Origin of the sequence: Peribacillus sp. YIM B13482 (genome assembly GCF_042787975.1) — a bacterium.
GTDB lineage: Bacteria > Bacillota > Bacilli > Bacillales > DSM-1321 > Peribacillus > Peribacillus simplex_A.
Genome location: NZ_JBHZPF010000038.1, coordinates 40950 through 48633 on the forward strand (window position 1 = coordinate 40950; position 7684 = coordinate 48633).

Here is a 7684-nt window from a genome sequence, read left to right on the forward strand (position 1 = left end):
GAGCTTAGCTCTCCTTATACACATTCACATCCACATCATCGGATGGGTCTCCCCAACATTCCACATTCTTCAAACCTTTAATATTGTTCACATGGAAAACAGGATTTTTCCCACTTTTCTTTTGCTTTTGATAATCCGCCAGTGCAGCAAAAGCGATCTTCCCAAGTAATGCTATGGCGATCAGGTTGATAATGGCCATGAGTGCCATCAGCAAGTCAGCTAGCCCCCAAACAAATTTCAGTGAGGCAAGCGAACCGAATATCACCATCCCTACTACTGCGATACGATAGATGTTTAACCAAACCTTATTTTCATTGATGAAGCCGATGTTCGACTCTCCATAATAATAGTTGCCGACAATGGAACTGAAGGCGAATAACAGTACGATAATGGCAAGGAAAATACCAGCCCAAGACCCCAATGCCGTACCAAGTGCATTTTGGGTAAGGACGATTCCATCCGTTTCTTTCGATGTATAAAGACCCGAGAACAAAATGATGAAGGCAGTCGAACTGCAAATGACGAGCGTATCGACAAAAACACCCAGTGACTGAATGAGTCCTTGTTTGACGGGATGACTTACATCTGCCGTCGCTCCAGCATTAGGTGCACTACCCATCCCGGCTTCATTTGAAAATAGGCCACGCTTGATTCCCTGCATCATGGCAGCTCCCAGTACTCCGCCAGCCACTTCTTTTATTCCATTAAATGCACTTTCAAAAATCAGAACAAAAACACCCGGTAACTCGGTAATATTCATGATGATGATAATCAACGCCACTATCACATAGGCTCCTGCCATAATCGGGACGATGACTTCAGATACCTTTGCAATCATTTTGATACCGCCAAAAATGATGACAGCTGTGACGACAGCCAGAATAAGACCCGTAACCCACTTTTCGATTCCAAACGATTCATTGAATGCACTTGAAATCGTATTGGCTTGAACCGAGTTGAAAGCAAGTCCAAATGTAAGCGAAATCAATACAGCGAACGTGATGCCCATCCATCGGGCGTTCAAAGCTTTTTCCATATAATACGCAGGCCCTCCGCGGAATGCATCCCCATCCTTGACCTTATAGATTTGAGCAAGTGTACTTTCAATGAAAGCTGAAGCAGACCCGATCAATGCTATTAACCACATCCAGAAAACGGCTCCTGGGCCGCCCATCGTGATTGCGATGGCAACACCTGCAAGGTTACCAGTTCCTACCCTGGAAGCCGTGCTTATGCAAAATGCCTGAAAGGATGTCACACCCTTTTTTTCCGCCGTGGCTCCTTCCCCCAAAAGTCTGAACATTTCCCCAACCATCCTGAATTGGACAAACTTCGTGCGTACGGAAAAATAAAGACCCAATCCAATCAACATGATGATCAAAATGGATGACCATAACACATCATTTGTCTCACTAATAAATTTTTCTAACATCCCCATTAAAACAATCCCCTCTACTTCACTTAAATTATTATTGCAAAAACATATACAACTATAATTTATTTCCCGGTTCTTCAGGGAGATAAACTAATGAAGCCCATAAAAAAAAGGAAATTCCCGAATGAATCTCCAATACAATAATTATATTATATCCTAACTCATAATTTTTTTCATTCCTGAATTGGTGGAATCAATATTTCAGTATTCTTCTTTATGATATTAATCTTTCTTCCCCCACTTTATTTTAGTTCATTCCAGACGTCAGCAGAATCCCTTTTTCGTCCAAATCATCCAAAAAATTTTAATATAGCACCAAAAAGCCTCTCACCTTCTGTTTAGGGCTAACGTGCAAGGCTTTTTTGCAAACATCGGCTTCATATCATTTTTCTTAAACCACTCCCAATATAAGAAAAATTCCGTGCTGAAATTTAGTTATCATCTACATCGCAGAAGAGGTTTCAATGTATGAAATTCAAAAAAAAGTGTAATCGTAAACAATCTAGGTATAATTCTCTTTGTAGGGATTATGTCAAGCCAAGGGATTTAACGAATGATTATCAAATTAGGGAATTAGTTTGCAGTATAATTTGAACATCAACTTTGATTTTCATAGGGAAAAATATGTAATGCCCAATTTTGTATTCATTTCTTAAAAGGATGCGGAAGCTGAATATCCAAATACAAATAATGCCCTTCTCGAATGAGAAAAGCTTTTATTTAAAATATAATACCTCTAAAAATTTTATATTGTAGAAGTTTTTTTACTATTGCACTAATAGTCCACCTGAATAAGAGAACCCCTTTAACTGGTTTAACGAAGATTAAGAACACGATTCCTTAAATTAGAAGTAAGCCAGCTGCAAATAGGATCGAATTCACAAAACCAATTTATATGTTTGCTCCTTCTGACTGATATGAACAGCAGTGATAACAGTTCCAATCACTTCCGCTTTATTCATAAACGATATGCTAAGGCTCGTCATTAATCCTGATTGACTAACCAAGAACCTAAAAAACGCTGCACATCATGTGAATAGGAACGCATGCGACCGTAAAATGACTGATGCTTCAGTTATCTATTGAAGAAAATTCACAAAATTAGACACACCTATTTTATTAAAACGCTTGTTTTTTCTGACTAGCCATAGATCTCTTCTTATATTTATACCGGAAATACCGACTTCCCGCAAAAAACCTTGATCCAATTCCCTGGCCAATGACAACCTTGGCAGAATACTGATTCCAAGTCCAGCTTCGACTGCACTTTTTATCGCTTGTGTACTTCCAATCTCCATGTAGTTTTCTATTTTTTCTAAAACCCCATGCTCCCTTAACATGTTTTCTACGATAAGTCGTGTCCCTGAAATGGATTCACGCCAGATCATCCTTTCATTTCCCAATTCCTCTACCTGGATTTCTTTTCTGTCTCTCCATGTGTGGTCGGGTGGACAAACCAATATCAATTCGTCATCTGCGAACTTTTCTACAATAAAATCGGTGTTTTCCACGAGTCCTTCCACCAAGGCCAAATCAATGACATCGTTTGATAAATCCTCCAGAACTCGAGGGGTATTTTTTATCGTTAATGTCACTTTTATTTCAGGCTGCTGCTTTTTAAATCTCCCCAGCAAGCTTGGCAATAAATACTCGCCGATTGTCAGGGATGCACCTACTATGAGGTTTAAATTGTACTCGCCCACTGATTGCTGAATCACTTCTTTTGAATGGTTGAAGTCATTCACCATAGCTTTTGCAAAAGGGTATAACAACTTTCCTGCTTCTGTCACCCTTAGCCTCCCTTCCTCACGGTCAAATAACAAAGTGTTATAAAAATTTTCCAATTGGTGAATCTGTCTTGTTACCGCCGGTTGAGATAAGAAACTTAACCTCGCTGCCTGGCTTATGCTTCCTTCATCCACCACTAAACAAAACACTTTTAGATTTTCTAATTTCAAGACGCCGACCTCCATGTCTATAAATAGTTTAATAAAATGATAGCATCATATAGGTAAATGGTGAAATGGAAAAACAACGCTATTTTCCCTGAACAGGTGATTCTATTCAATTCTATAAAACGGATAAATCTTCTGGGTATAACGTTTTGTTATACCCGATGATTTTGTTGCAATTTACCCATTCCTTTTTCTTTGATATGTTAATAATAAGATTTATATAGAGCAGCATAGGAAGGGACTGATGACAATGAAAGGACAATGGAAAACACTGCTCCAATTATTTTGGACCTTTTTTAAAATAGCACCTGTCACATTCGGAGGCGGGTTTGCGATGATCCCTTTAATCGAAAAAGAAGTAGTGGAGAAGAGAAAATGGCTGAAAAGCGAAGAAGTTACGGATGTTTTTGCATTATCTCAGTCTGTACCGGGAGCTGTCGCCGTTAACTCAGCCACCTTTATCGGCCATCGAATTGCCGGAATGAAGGGCGCAATGGCAGCTATGATCGGTGTTACACTTCCTACCTTTTTAATTGTACTGCTCCTCGGCATTTTGTATTTTTTCATTCAGGATAATCCAAAGATAGAATCCGCATTCATATCGATTAGAGCTTCCATAGTTGCCATCATCGCCTATGCGGCTATCAAGATAGGAAAAACGGCTATTGTTGACAAATCAACATTAGGTATATTAATAGTGGGGATTCCAATCCTTTTTTTCATTCACCCTGTTTTAGCTATATTAGCAGGCGCGATAGCAGGTGTTGTGACCATCTCTATTAAGAGGAAATTAGGTTACAAAATCAACATGGACCGAAAAGAAAAGAAAGAAGAAGAGAATGATTTCGAATATTTCATGGGTGCAGGCATATAGGTCCATGAAAGGTGGGCGATATTTCCCTGTTATCGGTTTAAACTAATTTTCAAGAAAGCGTGGGATAAATGATGATGGAATTGTGGGAGTTGTTTAGCACCTTCTTTATTATCGGATTTGTATCGTTTGGAGGGGGATACGCCATGATTCCCGTAATAGGATCGGAAGTCTCACAGCATGGTTGGATGACGACGCAACAATTTACCGATGTAATCGCCATTTCCGGCATGTCCCCAGGTCCTATCACCACCAATAGTGCCACTCTCGTTGGCTATTCGACTGCTGGATTAGCAGGAGCCATATCATCTGCTCTCGGAATCCTGCTTCCTGCAATTATAGTCATAATCGTTATAGCCACCTTCTTCAGCAAATTGAATCATTATCCAATTATTCAATCGATGTTTTATGGACTAAGACCCATTGTCACTAGTTTAATCCTTTTTGCAGCGATAAGTTTTGCCATTTCCAATCATATGATAGCTATGAACTTTTCATGGCATACGATAAGCTTATTACTTGTTTTTGGATTATCATTATTTGCCTTATTGAAATTACGATGGCATCCAGCTTATGTCCTTATTCTTTCTGGATTAGTTGGTGTTGTCTTCTATTCATAACGACTCATTTTTCCGTTCAACACACTTCCATGTAATCTCTAAATCTTGGACATACTGAAAATATGACTGATCGGTATGGAAACGAAATATTTGTTCAAGTGAAACATTATCAAACAGACATATTTTTTTTAAATGATGCGATGGTACAACCTGAGTTTCGTGATTTTGTGGAAATGAAGGAGGAACGTGGATTTTCCGCCGTTCATCAATATGGACCTGAATTAGGCAGTTATTTTGATGATGGGCAAAAGTTGGTTCCATAAATTAAAGAAATATCAAGCAGGAGAATTCGAATTTATTATGATTATTACCATATTGTTGCCAAACTATGAAAGATAACCTTGCCAAGAGTTCAATGTTTCTCCATTAGTCTTCGAAACCTATATTGAAGTTTGATTTTATTCAATAACGAAGAACTATTGATTTTATATGGTATCATTATTTTTCCCTCAGTCCTCGCATTTATAATATTTAACCTGGCCGCTTAAGCCCTGATTTGACTGGTACATATTTTAGAGCCTTTTCAAAAACTTTAGAACAACTACTTGATAAATTCCATTACACTACTTACGCAACACCACTAATAAATGAAGTTATTCGGTTTTTGACGAATAATTATTTTTTACGGCACAGTTCAATACATTATCCGGAACCTTTAGAAGGCTGTTTTCGTTTTTTGTAAATACTACCACAATTTAGCGAAAATTATATTTGGAAGGAATCATTTTGATATTTGATATTTGAAATGACTGATTATAATAGCAACATTAATTCACTAGTAGATTTTCTGGACTTTTTGAAAAGTTTACATTAAAAGGTGAAAAACTGTTGGATGAGGATATAGAATTAGATAACTTACATAGTACCACCAGGGTTAATAACTATCAGCCAATTATAGAGAAAGGGAGATATAAGTAAGAATCCTTAAGGTTTTGGTTAAAAGAAGAAGACGAATATAAAAATGGTGTAATTCACAAATTTTATGGTAATTTTCAAATTAATGGACTTTTTAAGTCACGAAAATATACTTACATATGGAGACAAAGTTTTAATCAAATGGGTTTCTCGCTATTATTAGCTTTTTCTCCACGTTATCGTAACTACTTAATTATATAGAGGTACATATATACATATATATATAGATTAAATAACTCACGAAATTGCAAGTTATTCAATAAGACTCCTACAAAAAATGGGTTAACCCCTGGAACAACTCTTGTTAATACTTACATCTAAATAACATAAAGTTACAACTACCTCAGAAATTTTAGTGATAATTCATAAATCTTTATTGTTTACCTACACATAGATATCTAAGAATCATTTACTATCTATACATAACAGTTATATATAGAATAATATGTATCTAACTTTCTTGTTTAGACTTTTGAGAAGTTTTACTTTAATCCAAGTTCTCTTAGCATCGATTTATATGTTTTTCGTATAATAGGATCTATAAATGCAATAGGATCTTTCATTTTACTTTTTACTAACCTTTCTGACGGATATTTAGAATTATTGTGTATTTCTTTTATAATCGTTTTTACCTCTTCGACTCTATGCATATGTTTTAATTCTGCCTGTGTTTTTCTATATTCCTGGTACTTATAAGATATTTTTTTACTAAGCTGCGGATATTTTCGGTAGATATTAAAGTATTTTAATCTTCTTTGAATTTCTGATACTGAGATCGGTGGATATTCATTTAAATGAAAATCCTCCAATTGTCTTTCTATTTCATTTAAATCCCTATCATAATTCTTTCTTTTTCTATTAACTTTTGGGATGTTGTTTACCTTTATATTAAATGAATAATCTATACGGTTTAATAATAAATCAACAACTTTAATATTTGCTACTTCACATATATCTATCAATGATTCAAATTCTGGTTCGGTACCTCTTAACCATTTATACACTTGTTCCGTGACTTATTAGCCAGTTTTGAAAATTCTTTTACATTGCCGTTTGTGGTTATTTCTACTATTTTTTTTATTGAGATCAATATCTCCTCTTTAGTAGCAGATTGCATTTCACTATTATTCTGACTAAACACATCTCCAACTGACTTTGAAAGCATTAATTGCCTTTCTAGTTCTCCGCCGGTCACCTCTTTAAAACTTGTTTCTCCTAACCATTGTTCGCAATGCGGACAAAATCCAGGTCTTGCTCTCTTTGTGAAAGAATAGTGGGTCTTTTTTACACATAGGACATATTGAGGAAAGCTCAATTTTATGTTTAGAGCAAATTTTCAAACATTTTATAGACCAAATTAGTGGTTCATAAATTTCCAATTTATTATTTCTGAAATCCGTTAAGCATTTTGGGCTCCATTTTAAGAATTGGTTGACAGTACCTCTTTTATTTTTAAAAGCGTTTTCCCATTTCCTAAGTGTTAGGTACCTCAAATCATTCCGTGAAGTAAGATTCTCTATTATAGAAATGAGATTTTCTGTAAAAGACCCAAATTTGTTGATTTGGGTCTTTTTATTATAAAACTCATAGCTAGTCATTTCTAACTTTTCAATTATTATATATTCTAGTAAATCTCCAACTCGGACGCAATGATGAGAAGCTACTCTCGTTATCACTCCACAGTGATTCAACATATGGAGTTCCAATACCTATTGGTTCTATATTGTAAAGACGAGACCTGGATACAGAAGTACTTTTACTGTTATTTTTACCACTTAACATCTTTTCTATTTAAATCACCCCTCATTAATCGAGGGCACTGAAAAAGTCCCTTCGGGCCAATAGAGGTAGTTTTTCTCAGTTTATTCTGAGGAAATCTACCTTTTTT

At 36.0% G+C, this 7684-nt stretch carries 7 protein-coding genes; 3 read left to right on the plus strand and 4 right to left on the minus strand.

What is annotated here, in order from left to right:
• Positions 1-4: 4 nt before the first annotated feature.
• Positions 5-1438 carry an alanine/glycine:cation symporter family protein gene (locus ACFX4L_RS17345; protein WP_377405733.1) on the minus strand — a complete coding sequence of 478 codons (1434 nt, stop codon included), beginning with the start codon at positions 1436-1438 and terminating at the stop codon, positions 5-7.
• 1076 nt (positions 1439-2514) lie between these two features.
• The gene (locus ACFX4L_RS17350) at positions 2515-3393 is read right to left on the minus strand and encodes a LysR family transcriptional regulator (RefSeq protein WP_377384631.1); all 879 of its coding nucleotides are present in this window, start codon (positions 3391-3393) and stop codon (positions 2515-2517) included.
• A gap of 241 nt (positions 3394-3634) precedes the next feature.
• Between ACFX4L_RS17350 and ACFX4L_RS17355 the strand changes: the two genes are divergently transcribed.
• From ACFX4L_RS17355 to ACFX4L_RS17365, 3 genes are all read left to right on the plus strand, one after another.
• On the plus strand, positions 3635-4264 hold the full coding sequence (locus tag ACFX4L_RS17355) for a chromate transporter (protein ID WP_284470953.1): 630 nt from the start codon (positions 3635-3637) through the stop codon (positions 4262-4264).
• A gap of 74 nt (positions 4265-4338) precedes the next feature.
• Positions 4339-4881 carry a chromate transporter gene (locus ACFX4L_RS17360; RefSeq protein ID WP_377405737.1) on the plus strand — a complete coding sequence of 181 codons (543 nt, stop codon included), beginning with the start codon at positions 4339-4341 and terminating at the stop codon, positions 4879-4881.
• Positions 4882-4943: 62 nt separating this feature from the next.
• Complete coding sequence (locus ACFX4L_RS17365; protein WP_284470954.1) at positions 4944-5144, plus strand: hypothetical protein; 201 nt, start codon at positions 4944-4946, stop codon at positions 5142-5144.
• Positions 5145-6278: 1134 nt separating this feature from the next.
• Here the strand turns inward: ACFX4L_RS17365 and ACFX4L_RS17370 are convergent.
• Positions 6279-6800, minus strand: a complete 522-nt coding sequence (locus ACFX4L_RS17370) for a hypothetical protein (protein ID WP_377384635.1) — start codon at positions 6798-6800, stop codon at positions 6279-6281.
• A 195-nt stretch (positions 6801-6995) separates the two neighbouring features.
• The gene (locus tag ACFX4L_RS17375; protein ID WP_377384637.1) at positions 6996-7490 is read right to left on the minus strand and encodes a TniQ family protein; all 495 of its coding nucleotides are present in this window, start codon (positions 7488-7490) and stop codon (positions 6996-6998) included.
• Positions 7491-7684 lie beyond the last annotated feature (194 nt).

Excerpts from the sequence above, each read along its gene's own strand:
- ACFX4L_RS17345 (WP_377405733.1), bottom strand. The coding sequence starts at position 1,438 with ATGGGGATGTTAGAAAAATTTATTAGTGAGACAAATGATGTGTTATGG.
- ACFX4L_RS17355 (WP_284470953.1), top strand. The coding sequence starts at position 3,635 with ATGACAATGAAAGGACAATGGAAAACACTGCTCCAATTATTTTGGACC.
- ACFX4L_RS17360 (WP_377405737.1), top strand. The coding sequence starts at position 4,339 with ATGGAATTGTGGGAGTTGTTTAGCACCTTCTTTATTATCGGATTTGTA.
- ACFX4L_RS17365 (WP_284470954.1), top strand. The coding sequence starts at position 4,944 with ATGACTGATCGGTATGGAAACGAAATATTTGTTCAAGTGAAACATTAT.
- ACFX4L_RS17375 (WP_377384637.1), bottom strand. The coding sequence starts at position 7,490 with ATGTTGAATCACTGTGGAGTGATAACGAGAGTAGCTTCTCATCATTGC.